Origin of the sequence: Planotetraspora phitsanulokensis, from assembly GCF_016863295.1 — a bacterium.
GTDB classification, from domain to species: Bacteria; Actinomycetota; Actinomycetes; order Streptosporangiales; family Streptosporangiaceae; genus Planotetraspora; species Planotetraspora phitsanulokensis.
In genome coordinates, this window is record NZ_BOOP01000003.1 from 338,692 (window position 1) to 355,641 (window position 16,950).

Here is a 16,950-nt window from a genome sequence, read left to right on the forward strand (position 1 = left end):
GCCTTTCCGATTGGGGATGTGCCAGTCATAGAGACACCGATAGTGAGGGGTGCCTCGACTTCGGTGACCGTATCACTATGATGAGGGGTGCCTCAACATAATCATGAGGGGGCTCTCACCTTGGTAATATCGCTGGTATGGAGCACAGGGACGACGATCACCTCGACCAGGCTCAAGTCGGCCCGTCAGGCAGGGTGGCCGTGCCGCGCCGGCGGGACGCTCGGCGCAACCGCGAGCTGCTCACCGCCCTCGCACAGGAGGCGTTCGCCGAGCACGGCGTCGATGCGTCCCTGGAGCAGATCGCGCGGAAAGCGGGCCTGGCGATCGGAACCCTTTACCGGCACTTCCCGACCCGGGTCGATCTCCTGCTCGCCGCGTTCGAACCGAAACTGTCGGAATTCATGACGGCCGCCGAGGCGACGCTCCTGATGGAGGACCCGTGGGAAGGGTTCTGCACGTTCCTGGAAGCCTTGTGCGCCACGCAGGCCGGAGACCGCGGCTTCAACGACTTCATCTCAATGAGGTTTCCCAACAGCCAGGCCACCGAGGCGATGCACGACCATCTGTGTCGCCTGGCCAGTGAGGTCATCGAACGCGGTCAAGCCGCCGGAGTGGTACGCCCTGACATCACCGACGCCGACATCATCAGCCTCGTCTGGGCCAACAGCCGCATCATCGACGCGACCAGAGGCGCCGCACCCAACGCGTGGCGGCGCAACCTGCACATCATGATCGACGGCTTCCGCGCCGCTCAGCACCCGCTACCCGAACCCCCGCTCACCGAGGCGCAGCTCTACCAGGCGATGGTCAACCTCACGACCTGAAAGGATTTTGAACCTGCGGCCCCTTGACGCCCGCACATGGACTGATCGATTTTCGAGCCAGGGGGACCAATCATCCCTGTTGCGCTCCTCCGCGTGTCCTTGTGATGGCGACGTTGTCCGCGTTGTCGTCGAACAGATGCCCCTGCGATGCTTCCCGTGTGAAGACTGCAGGACCGTCAACGAGAAGGGACACGGCAATGGGCGACAGACATCCTGCACTCGCGCGGCTCGACGCTCTCGTCGGCCGCTGGGCGGTACAGCCGAAGGTTCCCGGCCTCGGCAGCGCATGGACAGAGTTCGCCTGGCAAGACGACGGCGCGTTCCTGCGGCAGGAGTCCGACATCGATTCCATGCCGGCCACAGCGCCGAAGGTGTGGCAGGAGAACGCCCCGTTCCCGACCCTCGCTCTGATCGGGCTGGATGACGCCGGCGAGGAGTTCACGATGCTGTACGCCGATGCCCGCGGCGTACACAGGGTGTACCGGATGACATTCGCCGAGGGTGAGTGGCGGATGTGGCGGGACGCTCCTGGGTTCAACCAGCGCTTCGCTGGAACGCTGAGCCCGGACGGCGACACCGTGGAGGCGCGATGGGAGATGTCGACCGACGGCGTGACCTGGTCCCTCGACTTCGAGCTCACGTACTCGCGGGTGCGAGACTCCCTCTAATTCGGCTGGACCGCATGCCCCCGGCTGAACGCCTATGGCCGGTTGGGCATCTTCAGGCTGTCCCCATGTGGCCCGCGGTGCGGCTGGTCGAGGACGTACGGGTCGACACCAACCAGCGGATGGCGATCGCGGCGATGAAGGCGGTGATGGCGGCGACGACGAGCCACGCCCACAGTCGCCACAGCACGGGGTGCGTCATGGTGAGCCAGTCGACCGTCTGCCGGGCCACGGCGGCATACGGGAAGGTGAACGACCAGAATCCGGTCGAGAAGGTCAACCGCCGGTAGGCCGGGATGAGCCCGACCTGCATCAGTGTGAGCACCACGGTGAGGCCGGCGAGGCAGTACGCGACGAGATCCTCCCGGCCTCCGTTCAGACTGAACCACGCGAGCCCGCCCACCGCGGGCGGCGCGACGTAGATCGCGAGCGTGGGCGCCAGCGGGGCGGGAAGCGGCCCCTTGACGGCGACGCGGACGAGAATGAGCGCGCTGACGACGATCCAGAAGAAGACGCCGACGGCGAAAGCGCCCAACGCGAACCCGTGCAGCCCGACTTTCGCGGCCGAATTGGCGGCGATGAATGCGGCGGCGACCGTCGGGAGGAAGTATCCGCCGTGGACGTCCTCAATATGGAACAGTCCCTGTGACCATTGCGCCAGCAACCAACCGGCGAACAGCGCGGCGACCACGATGAAAGCGACCACGAGCCAGGACCCCAGCGCGGGAACGTAGTCGTACACCTCGCCGCCGACGAGCATTCCCACAATCGGAACGAGGGCTGCGATCGGTCCCTGTGCCGGGTTCCGCAACTGGTCGACGAGACGCCGCCCCGACCGACGCCCGGCGACCGCATGGGTGACGATCAGCCAGACCCATGCGATCGCGGTGAGCGCCCACAGCCCGACCGCGACGGCCGCAGGTGCGCCGAGCACGCCGTCCGCGAGAGACCAGGTGGCAGCCAGTCCGGCGAACCCGAATGCGATGGCGAACGTATTCATCGGGACACGCGTCACGGGCGAGGCCACGAGAGCGTCGACCGCGGGTTTCTGCCGATCCGGCGTATCGATGCTCACTAGGTGGCCACCCTCAGATATGGGGACATCTCATGCCTCTCATAAGGAAACGCGACTCAAGAGCTTGGCCGGGAGGTGATCGATGTCCCGCTCTCGCGGAGGCCTGTTCTCTTTCGCGACACGAGGAGTGTGCCAGCTGGTGACCGAGCGCCGTCGAGTGGGTCCCCACGCCCCCTACGTGGGGGAACCGCCCCGGCCGACGGGAACCGCTCCTCGCCGAGGATGCTTCCTCGGTTGATGTCGACGCGTAGACGGTCGCGGGCCGTGGAGTGAACGGCCTTTGATCACACCGGTCTCGAATCCATCGTCGCGGTCTTGCTCGCGACGGCGAGAGCATCCGATGTCGTCGGGCAGCCGTTCAAGAAGCCACCTCGCGGAGGGTGTCCTCAAGAAGGACGTCGAGGTCTTTCGCCACTGCGTCCACGTCCGGGTCGCCGAGTTGCCCGAAAACGTCGCTCGGACGGTCGTATTCGAATGCGACTTCGCCCTCACGGCTTTCCCGCAGGAGGACCCGGAGGGGTGACCGAGCCGTGTCCCCCCGGCACCGGCCACCACAACCATGTCGCTCATCTGCCGGAGGGCCACGAAGCGGGGACGAAGTTGGGGCCGCTGGTGCCGAAGTCGGGCTTGTTCTCGAGGACGAACTGTTCGACGGACAGCGGGGCGTGATGACCGATCTTCTCGACGTTGTCGTTCGTGCCGGCGAACACGCCGTTCTGATAATCGATGGCGACGTTGCTCAGGTGCTGGATGCGGTGCGCGGGCATACCTCGTTCCGCCATGGCCGTGGCGAACTCCTCGACGCTGATCGGCTCGTAGTGCACCGGGATGCCGAGCGTGCCGGACATGGCCTGGGCGATGTCATGGTGGTTCAGCTCGACCGGACCGTGCAGGGAGTAGACCGCGCGGTCGTGCGACTCGGGGTCGAGCAGCACCGCGGCGATCACGTGGGCTTCGTCGACCGAGGCGATCGGCGCGTGCCGGCCTTCGCCGAACGGAAGCCGCAGGTACCCCTCGCCGTCCCGTAGTTCCCACCAGAACTTCAGCCACTCGGCGAAGAACGTGGGCCGCAGGTGCGCGGTGAGCAGGTTCGTCCGGTCGAGCAGGCGCTCGCACAGCCAGTGCTGCCGGGCGGCGTTGCTGCCTGCCTCGCGGCGGGCGGAGATCTGCGACATGTTGACCACAGACCGGACGCCGGCCTCGGACGCCGCCTGGGCGAAGTAGGTGGTCGCCTCGATGAGGCCCGGGAGGATCGGGTAGCACAGGTAGGCGCTCGTGACGCCCTCCAGCGCCGCAGTCACGCCGTCCAGGTCGTGAAAGTCCGCGACGACGACCTCCGCGCCGGCCTCGGCCAGCGAACGGGAGCGCTCGTCGTCGCGGTGCACCATCGCCCGGACGCGGTGACCGCGCTGCAGCAGCAGGTGGATCGTGCTGCTCCCGGTCTTGCCGGTCGCGCCGGTGACCAGGAACAGCCTGTCGTCGTTGGTCATCTGAACACCTCGGCGAACTTCTTCTGGGAATAGTGACGGTTGTTCATGCGCGGGCTCCCTCAGGGCGGATGTGGTCGTCGGCGAAATCGACGGTGATGTCGGTGAAGTTCGCGGTGATGATCGGTGTGGGGCCGGAGCAGCCGTCCTGGACGGCTATATCTGCGTCTTCTCGGTCACTCGAACGAAGCCAGTCAAGTGCCCTGGTTGGACGGTGAAGGCGACCAGGAACAGGTACACCGAGCAGCCTCCCCGAACTCGACACCGTACAGTTCACTGACTGAACCGCCATTGGCGATACCGTAGCACGCAGCAGTTCACTGAATGAACCGACCTGATAGAGGCGGGCCTACCCGCTTTCGGCAGCGGCGATGGCGCCACCATGGGACTCGTGCGGGGCCGGGACGAGCACGACGTGCCGGCGGCCCTGCGCACGGCCGAACTGAGGGTTCGACAAGCTCGCCATGCGTCACGAAGCAACCGCCCTCGTCGCTGCGATCAACGAATGGCTCCAAGTGGCCCACGCAGCACCCCCTCAGCGGGCCCGCACAGGCGGACCTCGAAGCGGGTTAGTCCGCGCGTCCGGTTGAGCGCGTCGCGCTGAGTTCGCCTTCGCCGGCCGAGGGTGTGCGCGGTCGCACGATCGGTTCGAGGAGTCGTCGTGGTGTGTTGATCGCGTTGGACACGGGATCGAGGTCGGAGTCTGTTCGACAGAATCCGGGCCCGGGTTCGATCCGGATCTCCGGGACCGGGACCGCCAAACCGCAATCCTGGCAGCGTCCCTCGCGGTCGAGAAGACCTCCGTCCTGATCATGGCGCTGGGCGCGCTTCACTCCAGACGGAGAGTAGAAGGTGTCCCCCCAGTTCATGAATGCACGCACGACCGGCCACAGCCCGACGCCCTTGGCGGTCAGCCGGTACTCCACACCTCCGGTCGCCTCCTCGTCACGTATGAGCACGCCTTCCTGCACAAGCAACTTCAGCCTGTTGGTCAGGACGGCGCGGGGGATCTTCAGCTGAGTGGCGAAGTCTCCGAATCGTCGCACCCCGAAGAACGCGTCACGAATGATGAGGAGCGTCCACCGCTCTCCGACGATCTCCAACGATCGCGCCAGTGAGCAGTTGCGGTCCGCGTAGGTGCTCGGGAGTGTCATGGTGCGATTCTACCTCCCCAGTTCACTCATTGAACTGACGCGTGCTACGGTCTCCACCAGCAGTAGTTCAGTCAATGAACTCGTGCATGGCTCATGCTCATGGCACACGAACCAAGGGATTGAAGTGAGCAAGAAGATCGTCCTCATCACCGGAGCCAGCAGCGGAATCGGCGCCGCCACCGCGCGGCGTCTCGCCGCTTCGGGGCATCATGTGGTGCTCGGCGCCCGCCGCACCGACCGGCTCGCCGCCCTGGCAGCCGCCATCCGAGAGGACGGCGGCTCCGCCGAGCACACGACCCTCGACGTGACCAGCGCGGACAGCGTCGACTCCTTCGTCCAGGCGGCCCACAGCCGGCATGGGCGCATCGACGTCCTCGTCAACAACGCCGGTGTGATGCCCCTGTCCCGCCTCGACGCGCTGCGCGTCGAGGACTGGAACCAGATGATCGACGTCAACCTCCGCGGCACCCTGCACGGCATCGCAGCCGCACTCCCCCTGATGCGCGCGCAACGGTCGGGTCACGTGATCAATGTGTCCTCCACCCTCGGCCACGAGGTCGTACCGAGCTCCGCCGTCTACAGCGCCACGAAGTTCGCGGTCCGCGCGCTGGCCGAAGGGCTCCATAAGGAGCAACAGGACATCCGGGTCACCGTGATCAGTCCGTCGTTCACCGAATCCGAGTTGAACACCCTGGGCGGCGATCCCGACACCATGGCCTGGGTGCGCACCATGGCGGACAAGCTCAACATGCCCGCGGGCACCGTGGCAGACGCCATCGCCTACGCGATCGCGCAACCCGCCTCCATCGATGTCAGCGAGATCGTCATCCGTCCCATCGTCGAAGCCGCACTCTGACACGGCGGCGGACGTCTGACCGGCCGCGACGGCGGTCCGCGCCCGGCGGGACGTGTCGGTGGGACAAGAAAGCAGGAGATATCCGTGTCCGAAACCACGAAGCGAACCCGTCGTTACGTTCTCGCGGAGCGCCCCGCCACACCCACCGGGTCGCTGCAGAAAGGCGTCCTGCGCTACGAGGAAGACGTTCCCGTGCCGCGGCTCCAAGCGGAACAGGTTCTGGTGAAGGTCGAGTGGATGTCGCTGGACCCCGCCACCCGGAGCTGGATGAACGACACCCCCAGCTCCCTTCCGCCGTCGCCGCTGGGCGAGACCATGCGCGCCCTGGGCGCCGGCACGGTGAGCGCATCGGAGCACCCGGATTTCGCAGTTGGGGACCGGGTATGCGGCTTGCTGGGCTGGCAGGAGGATGCCGTGGTGAACGGCTCGATCCTGCGGCGGGTGCCCGAAGGGGTGCCGCTGAACGCCTCCCTGAATGTCCTGGGCATCGCCGGGCAGACTGCCTGGCTGGGAATGCACGACATCGGACGGCCGAGGAAGGGCGAGACGGTCGTCGTCACCGCGGCGGCCGGCAGCGTGGGTTCCGTCGCCGTCCAACTGGCGCTCGCCTCAGGCGCACGAGTGATCGGCGTCGCCGGAACGCCGGCCAAATGTACATGGGTGCGGGAGCTCGGCGCCGACGAGTGCGTCAACTACCGCGAAGACAACGTGTCGGCGGCGTGCTCTCGGCTGTGTCCTGACGGAATCGACGTCATTTTCGACAACGTCGGTGGGGCGATGCTCGACGCGCTACTCCCGTACGTGGCGGTCAATGCCCGTGTCGTCCTGTGCGGTGCGATCTCCCGGCACGACGGCGGACGCGGTCCTGCCCCTCTGCACAACTGGTTTCACCTGTTGTTCAACAGGGTCCGGATGGAAGGTTTCATCTACATGGATCACGAGGCTCGCTTCGACGAGATCGAGGCCGATCTCCTCCCCCGCCTGCGCACCGGCGAGCTGCGCAGCCGGGAGCACGTGGTCGAGGGACTGACTGCAGCCCCAGCGGCGCTTCACACGCTCTTCGACGGCACGAACACCGGAAAACTGCTCGTGCGCGTAGGTCATTCCTGACCCCGTCCACTGCGCCGCGCAGAAACCGGGGCCGCTCGAAAGCAATCAACTCATGATGAGGAGATCCGTCATGTCGTCTGTGCTCATCACCGGTGCGTCCAAAGGCATCGGCCGGGCCATCGCGATCGAACTGTCAGACCGGGGCCACCGGGTGATCGCCACCGCACGTCGTCCGGAAACACTGGCCGACCTGCCTGTCGACCAGCGCCTGCGCCTTGATGTCACCGATCAGGAAAGCGTCGACCAGGCCATTCAGGACGCCCGCGACATCGATGTGGTGGTCAGCAACGCCGGCGAGACGGTGCGCGCGCCTTTGGAGAGCGTCCCACTCTCGGAGGTCGAACGACTCTTTCAGCTCAACACCCTGGGTGCGCTGCGGGTGGCGCAGGGCGTGCTTCCGGCGATGCGTGAAAGAGGAGCGGGCCGCCTCGTCTTCGTCTCCAGTATCCAGGGGCGGCTGGTGCTGCCGATGGTCGGCCCTTACGGCGCCAGCAAGTGGGCGCTGGAGGCGCTCGCGGAGACGCTCGCCATCGAGACGGGTCACTTCGGTATCAAGGTGAGCGTGGTGCAGCCCGGTGTGGTCTCCTCGGGTGGCGCTCAGCGCGCGAAGGTGTTCCTGAAGGAGAACGACCCGTACACCCCGCTGTATGAGGCGCTCGATGTCCTCCGTGGCGAGTCCGTCACCCCAGAGGAGGTGGCCGCCGCGGTGGCCGACACGATCGAGCAGCCTGAACCTCCGCTGCGCGTGCCGGTCGGTGCACCCGCCAAGCGGGTCCTGCAGGCCCGCAAAGACGCCCCGGAGAGCGAGCCGTTCCTGATGGCCGAGATCAATTGGTAGTTGTCGCGTGGCCAGACGGGAGTCCGGCCACCACCGGTGGATTCATCGAAACGCGGCCGAAGGCTGAGCTGAAAATGGGACGTTCGAGCCGGGCTCGGTCGCCATGGTGAATTCCGAAAGGTGCTAAAAAAGTGGATCTTGGGTGGTGTCAGCCATGGTAGGGAACTCGGCTGGTTTTCCGATGGGACAATCACATCCGCTGGACAATTCCGTCTACTCGGCGCTGACCGGGCCGCACGCCCACTTCGCGCAGCGACGGGGCAACGCACTGCGCTACCCGTTGGACGTGTCACCGTTCATGGCGCTGCCGGACTCCCCTGACGACGCCGACTGGGCGGACATCGCAGCACTCGCTGGTCCCGGTGGAGGCGTCACGCTGACCGGCCTCACGGTCGATCCGCCGGATGGCTGGGAGGTCGTGATGCGAGGGGCCGTGTTTCAACTCATCGACGACGGGATCGCCGCCGTGCCGGACGAGGAGGCCGTCCCCCTCACCCAGGCGGACGTTCCGGAGATGCTTGCTCTGACCGAACGCACCAAGCCGGGACCGTTCCTGCCGCGCACGATCGAGATGGGCACCTATCTGGGTATCCGCCACGGCGGGCGTCTCGTGGCGATGGCCGGTGAACGACTGCGCCTTCCGGGTTGGACGGAAATCAGCGGAGTCTGTACCGACCCGGACTGGCGCGGACAGGGGTTGGGGACCCGGCTGGTGCTGGCTGTCGCAGCCGGCATCCGCAAGCGCGGCGAGACCCCGTTTCTGCATGTGGTCGCGTCCAACACGAACGCCGTCCGGCTGTACGAATCTCTGGGATTCCGACCTCACCGCACTGCAGCCCTTGTGGTCACCCGGCCGCCGGCGTAAGTACGCCACCGCAAGGCATGAAATCACCGTCTCCTACAAGGGACGCCTCCCATTGCCCTGCCCCTTCAGACGAGCTCAGTTGTCATCCGGCCCCGATTCACACACAGAGGACGGCAGTTCCGGCTCGCGCTGGAGCGAATCTCTGACCTGCGGCCCCTTGACCCCCAGAACGATGGCGGCGTGACCGACGACTCCCACCGCCACCGTGATCACCTGGGCGGTGCAGGTGTCCATCCCGGTGGCGGCGCATTCGACCGGCCACGCCTCGGTGCCTTGTGCCGGTCACCGGCGGACGGGATGGAGCGTGCGGTTTGGGCGCGGTGGATGGCGGCCGGGGCGGTGGCCTCACCGGCCACAAAACGGCGATGGTAACAATCGCGGAGATCGTCAAAAGGACGCCCGCCAGAACTTCGAGAAGCACAGTGGTCGACATCGAGCCCTCCCCGCGACCTCGCTGTGGACATGTGACCACGAGGACGAAGGTCTTCCCACACTCCCATGTCGCGTAAGAAGGCCCCCCGCCGACTCCTGCTCGGGGCCGTAACGGCGATCGGAGTCTCGGACGGCGGGCACTCCCCTCCACCCTGATTCCAATATCCGCGCAGGTCAGGACCTGGTCAAATGCCCGAGATCGTTCCAGGCTCCTGCTCAGGGTGGAGAAAGCCCGGCTCAGGGATCGGCCTACGCTAGATATGAGGGGAGTACTTCCCAAGTGCCGATCCGGTCAGTACGGACGTGCCGGAACGTCCCCGGGCGGCCGCCCGCACAGTGCGGGTGAAGGAGACCTCGAGCAGCCGAGCGCGTTCGAGGAGGTCTCGTGCCCGCCGAAGCAGCCCTGACAGTAGCCGATCTTGAAACGATCGGTTCGCCGAGCCTGTGGACGATCACCATCGCCGCTCTGGTGCTGCTGCTGGCCATCGACTTCATCGTGACACGCCGCCCGCACGAGGTGCGGATGGGCGAAGCGGTGGGCTGGTCGCTCTTCTACCTCGCGCTGCCTGTGATCTTCGGTGTCTTCATTTGGGGAGCCTTCGGGTCCCGCGTTTCGATGGAGTTCTTCACCGGCTACGTCGTGGAGAAATCGCTCTCGGTGGACAACCTGTTCGTGTTCATGCTTCTGCTGTCCTCCTTCGCGGTCCCGCCCGCGCTGGCCCGCCGGGTCCTGCTGTACGGCATCGTCGGGGCACTCGTGCTACGCGGGATCTTCATCGCGCTGGGGGCGGCCGTCCTGCAGAGCGGCACATGGGCATTCCTGCTGTTCGGCGGGATACTGATCGTCACCGCAGGAAAGATCTTTAAGGAGGCGATAAGCGGGAAGGCACAGGAGGTCGACATCGCTTCCATGCGCACGATCCGGCTGCTGCGGCGCTTCGTGCGGGTCACCGACGATTTCCGCGGCACCCGCCTGGTCGTTCGCGATGGCGGCCACCGCGCCCTGACCCCGCTTGCACTGGCCATTGTGGCCGTCTTCGCCACCGACATCGTCTTCGCCGTCGATTCGGTGCCCGCGGTCTACGGCGTGACCCAGGACCCCTTCCTCGTCTTCGCCACCAACGCCTTCGCCCTGCTGGGCCTGCGGGCGCTCTACTTCGTGCTTCTGGGAGCCCTGACGAAGCTGCGGCACCTGAACCACGGACTCAGCGTCATCCTGGCCTTCATCGGGATCAAGCTCGTCCTCCACTGGGCACACGGCCTATGGGCGTGGGTCCCGCAGATTTCCACTCTGGTCTCACTGGGAGTCATCGTCGGGGTCCTGACCACCGTCACGATCACGAGCATGCACGCCAACCGCCGCGACACCAAGCCCGACTCCTCACCCGCCGAACGCGAACCCCGCTCGCGGCCGTCGCGCTAGGAGCGCAGTTCTCCTGGTCTGTCCTCGATGACTACGCGGCCGGCTGGTGACACTCTTGGTAGTTGATCATTCAGGTACGGCAGCCCGCCGCATCTGACGCATGCTGACCATGAGAGTGATGCGTAGCATCTACCCGCCTGTCGCTTGCATCCGGAAGAGGACCTGCTCGTGTCGACATCTGCTTACCAGCGAGCGCTGCAGAAGGCTGAAGAGCAGTCGCGGCGCCGACAGGCCCGCAAACTGACGGGCACCCACGTGGCTGCCCTGGCCCTGGCCGCGTGCTTGTCATTGGTGGCCTTCATCGCGCTGCTCATGTCATTACCCGATGCCGTGTCCGCCGCACAGGGAAAGGGTAGGGCCGGTACTTTCGTCCTTCACGAGTTGCGCGAGGGCAAGAACAGCGGGTGGTTGGGGTCGTTCACCTCGGACGACGGAAAGGTGATCCTAAAAGAGAGCTTTGTCTCTCATCGCGACGTCCCCAGCAACGCGAAGCCGGGCGACCGCGTCCGCCTCCTCGAGATTGACGGGGAACTCTGGGGCTCGGGGTCCAAGGACTGGATCTGGATGTCGATCGTCCTGGTCGTCATCGCCGTGATCGTTGTCTTCCTGATCTGGGCTGTCGCTGTGGCAACAAGGCGGTGGATGGCAACGGGTTCGGTATCGGCCACCTAAGGCAATGCAGAGGGAGCGACGTTGCCTGCTGGCCGGCGAGATGCGTCGCCTGTCACCGGCGCAGCGCACTCGACGTTGTGCCCGCGCGTCCGCCCGTCCGAGGCTAATGTCGTCGATATGGGCGAGTTTGTGACGGTGTCTGCCTTCCGAACGCAGGACACCGAAGCGGTGCGGGATGCAGTGATCGGGTTCTTCTCCGCACACTCGTGGCCCGCCGAGCCCTTACACAGTGCCGGTCCGGTGACTGAAGACGACGTGCTGATCTATCCCCCGGTGAACGGGTGGACGGTCGTCATGTGGTCCGGCTACTTCACCGAACTTGCGGCAGTGGAGTACATCTCCCGGCAGCTCGGCATCGTGACGAGCACCGTGCGCATTCACGACGGTGACTACTGGAGCCACGCACTGCTGCGCGACGGCGTCGTGCTGGACCGGTTCGCGACCATGCCGGACTACTTCACCGATGATCCAGACGAGATCGCCCGTCTCCGCGCCAAGTACGCCGGGCAGCCGGCCGTCGTCGCCGAGGCGATCGGCCGTCCAGTGGAACAGGTGGCGCCCTACCTCGTGCAGGTGAACCTGGAAGACGGCGAGGACGAGGACGGCTACTACGTCGACGAGCCGGAGCTGGGCAAGGCGTTTCCAGACGACGAGTTCGAGCTGGACTCCCCCTGGGTGTTCGTCGACTTCTGGAAACGGCTCGGCCCTCGCTACCCGGAGGACCCGTCGGCATACCTGGTACGGATCCGGCCGGCCTCCGGCTGGTCGAACAAGCTCCCCACCGGCGACGCCGAGCTCTGACGAGCGCACCGGATGCGACCGGAACGGATACACCATGGCATCTACTGACGGCGCACGTTCTGTTGAGCAGTGGCGCCGCTATCTCGCCGAGTACAGCGCCGACGTGTTGCGGGTCGCTCGCGAGGACGAGCTGCACGAGGTCAGCGACGTGCAGCGGGCCGCTGGTTGGCTGGGCTTCGACGGCGCCGGCGAGGGCAGGCTCGCTGCGCTCGAGCAGCGTCTCGGCACTCGCCTGCCGCGGAGCTACCGGTCGTTCCTCGCAGCGTCGGACGGGTGGCTCAACATCGGCCCGTTCATGTGGACGATGCGCACCAGCGGCGACGTCGGCTGGCTCCGTGATGTCGATGCTGATTTGTGGAAGATCCTCCGGGAGGAGGCCACGCCTGAGGAAACCGCGCTCGTGGACCGTGCGCTGCTGGTCTCCGGTGATGGCGACGCCCAGTACTGGCTGCTCGACCCCGGTGATGTGTCGGCCGACGGCGAATGGGCGGCGTACGTCTGGGCCAGTTGGTATCCCGGTCTCGGGGACCGATACCACTCGTTCGCCGCGTTGGTGGACGCTGAACGCGCGTCCTTCGAAGACCTGAGCGGGCGCGATGGCCGTCCGCTTCACCCGGACGGTGCGGACGACCTGGTGGCCGAGGGTCGCGAACGGGCCCTGCAGGGCGATGTCCGCGCCGCCGTGGACGCTTTCGCGCGCGCTGCCGTCAATGGCTCGGGCGCCGGTGCGTACCTGGCCGTCATCCTGAACGCGTTCCTCGATCCGAACCACACCCACCACGAGATCCGCAACAACATCTTCGGCCACCCGCACGTGCTCGAGGCGGTCGGTCTCGAGCAGGTGCGCGCCGAAGCCGTGCCGCTGTTCCTGTACGGGCTGGCCCGCAGCGGATCATCGGTTGCCCCGTATCGCCGGCTCCTCTCCGGGATCCTGACCGACGGGGAGATCGAGCGCATCGACGCGCTCGTCCCGCCATTGCTGCCCGAGCCGCCAGATTTCCAGACGGCGCTGCACCAAGCGCGCACCCTCGCACGAGATGGCGCCGCCGACCGGGCTTGGGCCGTCCTGGAAGCCGCCCTGCCCCAGTGGCACTCCGACTCCCCGTACCGCATCGCGCCAGTCGTACTGCTCACCGACCCGACGCTGCGCGACCTGGTCACTCCCGAGCGAGCCCGAACCATCGTCACCGTACCGCGCGGCAACGAAGACTCCTGACAACTCGCGCTCGGCACGGCGACTGGCCGCACGGCCCGCCGAGTCGATCGGCGGGAAAATGGTTGGACGGGACGACGTTCGGGCCGATAGTTTGCCGCAGACCGTGACATCACGCGAGGAGGTGAGACCCATGAACGCTGTATCGATGTGGGTGCTCCCCTCGTCACGGTCGGGCGATTGACGTAGGTGTCGCCGGGAGCGCCGCGAAAAGGCAATCCCGAAAGGCAACGACCTATGAATTCTGCGCATTTAAGTTCGGGCATGGGTGAGCATGCCGTAGTGATCACGCGGGTCGCGGAGAGGCAATGGCACGCTGTGGAGGACGACCGGGTGGTCGGCCGCGGCGATACTGCACGCAGGCCCGACGGACGGATCTTTCTCAGCGTCGACGCGTGGCACGACGCGGTCTTCGACCAGCTCGCCGATGCCATGCTGGCGGACCTGCCGAAGCCGTTGTACACGGTGGTCGACGAGGCTGACCTCGACCTGACGTCCAACTGGGAGCGAGCCGGCTTCACGACCCGACGTCGCGAGTGGGAGTACCTCGTGCCCACCGACCCGCGGGTCACGGGACTCGGCTCAGTGTCACCGCCGTCAGGCGTGACGATGGTGGCCGTCGGCGAGGCGGAGGAGGGCCCTCTGCGCGAGTTGGACCGCGTGATTCGCCACGAAGTCGAGGCCACCGTCGGATGGCAGGAGATGCCGGCTGAGGTGTTGCCCCGCCCGGACGGCGCCACCCTGCTGGACCCGTCGAAGTACGCGGTGGCAGCACAGTCCGATGAATACGTGGGACTGGTCCGGGTGGGGCCGGTGATCCGGCAGCCCCGGATCGGGCTGATCGCAGTCCGGTCCGACCAGCACCGCCGCGGCATCGCTCGGGCGCTGCTCGCCCACGTGCTGGGTTCGCTGCACCGCTGCGGAATCGAAACGGCATCGGCCGACGTCAACGAATCCAACAAGGGGGCCATGGCGCTGTTCGAGGGCGTCGGCGCCCGGCGTGCGAGCAGCAACCTGGAGTTGGTCCTCCGCTGACGCCCACCGCATCACCGCGCGAGGGGACCAGGCCGGAAGCACACGCGGCACAGGCCGACCTGATGAGCGACCATCGATTCCCTCAGCGCGGGGGACGGCCGGTCGCAGCCCACCGTCCGCGACAACCGCGTCTACCGAGGCGCCTCGATCACGGGTGCGTCAACGGATTTCGTTTCATCACCGACCTCACAGTCACCGACCGGAGAAGTGCGAGAAATATGGCAAGAGCAGCAGACGGCATCGAAGTAGAGGGCACCGTCATCGAGTGCCTGCGCAACGCCACCTTCCGGGTGGAACTCCAGAACGGGCACAAGGTGCTCGCGCACATCAGCGGGAAAATACGGAAGAACTACATCAAGATCTTGCCGTACGACCGGGTGCTGGTGGAGCTCAGCCCGTACGACCTCAATCGCGGCCGGATCCTTTTCCGATACAGGACGTAGCGGCCACCGTTGGAAGGCCGGAAGCGCCGGATCTCTTGAAGCCGGCGAAAACAGAGCTCGACCTGAGGCCGCTGCACGGACAGCGGCTTCAGGTTCCGCTCGGCGCATCCGAAGATCGAACTCGGTGTACATCCGAGACGTCCCCATGTAGCGGGCAAGGTGGGCAACGGTCGCCATCCGCACCGGATCAGCGTACCGACCGCCCACCATGCGGCATCGCCGGACGTTCCGCCGGGAGCCGCCTACGCTGAGGCTGTGTCCGATGATGACGGAAGCCGGCCGGCCCGTGTCGAGGACGTGCACGAGCTGGCTCTAGCCATGCCGCACGTCACCGTCGAGTACGGGACCGGCGGCAATCCGGTCTACCAAGTGGGTGGGAAGTCGTTCGTCTTCTTCCGCAACCCCCGGCCGGATGCGGTCGACCCTGACACCGGGGAGCGCTATGCGGATGTGATCGTCTTCTGGGTCGAGTCCGAGGCGGACAAGCAGGCGCTGGTTCAGGACGAGGCGTCGCAGTTCTTCACGACCGCGCACTTCGATGGTCACCCGTCGGTGTTGCTGCGGGCCAGTCGGATCGGTGAGCTCACCCGGAACGAGCTGGCCGAGGTGGTCCAGGACGCGTGGCTGTCGCGCGCATCAGCGCGCAGAGCGGCAGCCTGGCTCCGCACACATGATCCAGCATGATCAAACCCTGATCCCCGGCGCGAGACGGCGTCCAGGTCGGCGAGGTTCAGGGGCCGAACGGCCAGCGGGAACGCCGGGCATCCCACGAAGGGATGCCCTGCGCCCGAAGGTATGCCGTCAGTCCTTACTTACGGACGTCGACATAGACGTCGGCCGTCGTGGCCGCGCCGGTCGTGGAGTCGCCCGGGAAGTACCAGCGCCAGTAACCGTCGGTCGAGGCCTTCACGGAGGTGTTGAGACCGCCGGTGCGCTCGGTCGTGATCGACCTCACCGTGGAGTAGTTGTGCGTACCGGCCTTGCGGAACTGCAGTTGTACGGTTCGGCCGGCGTAGCCGCTGTAGGTGCCGTTGTCCCAGTCGGCACGGGTGAGCTTGCCCGTGGCACTGATCTTGCCCTTCTTCCCGGAGAGACCGGCCTTCAGCTTCGCCTCACGCTTCACCTGTGTGGTCGTCGCGAAGTCCTGGTAGAGACGCGCGGCGGTCACATTCGCCATCCAGGGGCCGCCGGCCATGGCGTTGTGCAGGTGGCCCTTGATGTAGATCCAATTGGTGAAATCGCAGGTCATGGTGGTGGAGCTGGGGTGCGTGCAGTCATAGCGGGGGGCTATGCCGCCGATGACTCCGCCCTCGCCCTGCCACGTCCCGTGCCACAGGTTGGCGCTGATGGGGCCCGCGAAGGCGCCACTCGGGTCGGTGACGGTGAACGACATGGTGAAGGTCGAGTCTTCGGTGCCGACGACGATGTCCTTGCCGCCGTTGACGACGACGCGGTCGAAGTGCGGTTGGTCATCCGCCTTGGCGACAGGCGTGGAAGGGACCGGGGTGCTGGAAGCAGCGGCCTGGCCCGGCTCTGCCGGAACAGTGTCGGCGATAGCGACGCCACCGAGGCCACCTGCCACTGCACTGAACGTCATGGTCGTAACCGCCAACAGGCCCTTCCATGAAGACAGGGCAGTGGGCTGCATGGGGCGCGAAAAGAGTACGTTTTTCACTTTTTCTCCTAGTTTTATGCACGCGGTACGCGCGAAATGTGTTCGGTTTCAGGGTCTGCGCAGCGCTGGGATCAGGGCTGCCGTGATTCGAGGACGTCGACGCCTTGCCGGCGGCACCGGTGACCTATCGGTGAGGCAGATGGCTCCTCACCGCATGGAACGGCGCAACGCACAGGCCGGGGTGAGGGCCGGCGAGCGGCGGTCGCATTCCGAGGTGATGGTCGAGCGCCCTAAAGGAGGGGCGTGATCAGCAGCCGCCCGGCCGAGTTCAGTTCACGGGCCAGCCGGTGTTGTCAGCTTCGACGTGACGGCTACACAGCCTGTGCACGTCAGAAATATTGAGGTCAGGCCACTGGAGGCCGTCGCCCGGGCCAAATGCACG

At 66.2% G+C, this 16,950-nt stretch carries 17 protein-coding genes; 13 read left to right on the forward strand and 4 right to left on the reverse strand.

Going from position 1 to position 16,950, the window contains the following annotated elements; translation table 11 throughout:
* Nucleotides 1-137 precede the first annotated feature (137 nt).
* Both Pph01_RS04475 and Pph01_RS04480 read left to right on the forward strand, forming a co-directional pair.
* Nucleotides 138-824 (forward strand): TetR/AcrR family transcriptional regulator, encoded by a 687-nt coding sequence (locus Pph01_RS04475; protein ID WP_204071624.1) that lies wholly within the window; start codon nt 138-140, stop codon nt 822-824.
* A gap of 197 nt (nt 825-1,021) precedes the next feature.
* Nucleotides 1,022-1,492 carry a hypothetical protein gene (locus tag Pph01_RS04480; protein ID WP_204071625.1) on the forward strand — a complete coding sequence of 157 codons (471 nt, stop codon included), beginning with the start codon at nt 1,022-1,024 and terminating at the stop codon, nt 1,490-1,492.
* A 52-nt stretch (nt 1,493-1,544) separates the two neighbouring features.
* Here Pph01_RS04480 and Pph01_RS04485 read toward each other — a convergent pair whose 3' ends face one another.
* The 3 genes from Pph01_RS04485 to Pph01_RS04495 form a co-directional block, all read right to left on the reverse strand.
* Entirely contained in the window at nt 1,545-2,489 is a 945-nt protein-coding gene (locus Pph01_RS04485; RefSeq protein WP_204071626.1) for an SLAC1 family transporter, read from the reverse strand.
* A 641-nt stretch (nt 2,490-3,130) separates the two neighbouring features.
* A complete protein-coding gene (locus tag Pph01_RS04490; protein WP_204071627.1) occupies nt 3,131-4,054 on the reverse strand; it encodes an NmrA family NAD(P)-binding protein in 924 nt (307 codons plus the stop codon).
* Between the two features lie 566 nt (nt 4,055-4,620).
* The gene (locus tag Pph01_RS04495; protein ID WP_204071628.1) at nt 4,621-5,205 is read right to left on the reverse strand and encodes a winged helix-turn-helix transcriptional regulator; all 585 of its coding nucleotides are present in this window, start codon (nt 5,203-5,205) and stop codon (nt 4,621-4,623) included.
* 124 nt (nt 5,206-5,329) lie between these two features.
* Between Pph01_RS04495 and Pph01_RS04500 the strand changes: the two genes are divergently transcribed.
* The 11 genes from Pph01_RS04500 to Pph01_RS04550 all read left to right on the forward strand — a co-directional run bounded on the left by Pph01_RS04500 (nt 5,330) and on the right by Pph01_RS04550 (nt 15,577).
* Nucleotides 5,330-6,061, forward strand: a complete 732-nt coding sequence (locus Pph01_RS04500; protein ID WP_239116427.1) for an SDR family oxidoreductase — start codon at nt 5,330-5,332, stop codon at nt 6,059-6,061.
* 84 nt (nt 6,062-6,145) lie between these two features.
* Entirely contained in the window at nt 6,146-7,171 is a 1,026-nt protein-coding gene (locus Pph01_RS43245; protein WP_204071630.1) for an NADP-dependent oxidoreductase, read from the forward strand.
* A gap of 70 nt (nt 7,172-7,241) precedes the next feature.
* Nucleotides 7,242-8,009: an SDR family oxidoreductase gene (locus Pph01_RS04510; protein ID WP_204071631.1), complete on the forward strand. Its 768-nt coding sequence runs from the start codon at nt 7,242-7,244 to the stop codon at nt 8,007-8,009.
* Between the two features lie 142 nt (nt 8,010-8,151).
* On the forward strand, nt 8,152-8,874 hold the full coding sequence (locus Pph01_RS04515) for a GNAT family N-acetyltransferase (protein ID WP_239116428.1): 723 nt from the start codon (nt 8,152-8,154) through the stop codon (nt 8,872-8,874).
* An 817-nt stretch (nt 8,875-9,691) separates the two neighbouring features.
* On the forward strand, nt 9,692-10,729 hold the full coding sequence (locus Pph01_RS04520) for a TerC/Alx family metal homeostasis membrane protein (protein ID WP_204071632.1): 1,038 nt from the start codon (nt 9,692-9,694) through the stop codon (nt 10,727-10,729).
* 168 nt (nt 10,730-10,897) lie between these two features.
* On the forward strand, nt 10,898-11,401 hold the full coding sequence (locus Pph01_RS04525) for a hypothetical protein (RefSeq protein WP_204071633.1): 504 nt from the start codon (nt 10,898-10,900) through the stop codon (nt 11,399-11,401).
* 240 nt (nt 11,402-11,641) lie between these two features.
* Nucleotides 11,642-12,202: a hypothetical protein gene (locus Pph01_RS04530; protein ID WP_204071634.1), complete on the forward strand. Its 561-nt coding sequence runs from the start codon at nt 11,642-11,644 to the stop codon at nt 12,200-12,202.
* Nucleotides 12,203-12,236: 34 nt separating this feature from the next.
* Nucleotides 12,237-13,418, forward strand: a complete 1,182-nt coding sequence (locus Pph01_RS04535) for an SMI1/KNR4 family protein (protein WP_204071635.1) — start codon at nt 12,237-12,239, stop codon at nt 13,416-13,418.
* A 261-nt stretch (nt 13,419-13,679) separates the two neighbouring features.
* Nucleotides 13,680-14,450 (forward strand): GNAT family N-acetyltransferase, encoded by a 771-nt coding sequence (locus Pph01_RS04540; RefSeq protein ID WP_239116429.1) that lies wholly within the window; start codon nt 13,680-13,682, stop codon nt 14,448-14,450.
* 218 nt (nt 14,451-14,668) lie between these two features.
* On the forward strand, nt 14,669-14,893 hold the full coding sequence (gene infA, locus Pph01_RS04545; protein ID WP_204071637.1) for a translation initiation factor IF-1: 225 nt from the start codon (nt 14,669-14,671) through the stop codon (nt 14,891-14,893).
* A 255-nt stretch (nt 14,894-15,148) separates the two neighbouring features.
* Nucleotides 15,149-15,577: an MmcQ/YjbR family DNA-binding protein gene (locus tag Pph01_RS04550; protein WP_239116430.1), complete on the forward strand. Its 429-nt coding sequence runs from the start codon at nt 15,149-15,151 to the stop codon at nt 15,575-15,577.
* Between the two features lie 124 nt (nt 15,578-15,701).
* Here Pph01_RS04550 and Pph01_RS04555 read toward each other — a convergent pair whose 3' ends face one another.
* Entirely contained in the window at nt 15,702-16,490 is a 789-nt protein-coding gene (locus Pph01_RS04555; protein WP_204071638.1) for a hypothetical protein, read from the reverse strand.
* Between the last annotated feature and the right edge of the window lie 460 nt (nt 16,491-16,950).